The 272-nt window shown below is 42.6% G+C and carries 1 protein-coding gene; it reads right to left on the bottom strand.

Features of this window, described 5'->3' with window-relative positions:
• Positions 1 to 272: alpha-amylase family glycosyl hydrolase (locus RYX56_RS22445; RefSeq protein WP_317124133.1), on the bottom strand; the 272-nt coding region annotated here is incomplete at both ends.

Raw genomic sequence — 272 nt, 5'->3', positions numbered from 1 at the left:
GGCTGCCGACAAGATTAAAGGCCACTTCATTGACATTTTTCGGATACATATGAATTACATTTGTCATATTTTCAATGAATTCCTTTGTCGTTATGGTTTGCCTCGCAAACAGATTGAGGATATTCGTGGTGAAAGGATAATTCATGACGGCATCGAATTGATCCCCGCGCAGCCATGGCATTGAATCATGCCAGATTTCTCCAAGGATATACAAATCAGGCTTGATCGCTTTGACTTCCCGACGGAATTCACGCCAAAAAGCATGATCGACC

This window comes from Alkalihalophilus lindianensis (assembly GCF_032843265.1).
Lineage (GTDB): Bacteria > Bacillota > Bacilli > Bacillales > Bacillaceae_D > Alkalihalophilus > Alkalihalophilus lindianensis.
Note: the sequence above shows the minus strand (reverse complement) of the source record. Positions and strands in the feature narration are given on the sequence as shown.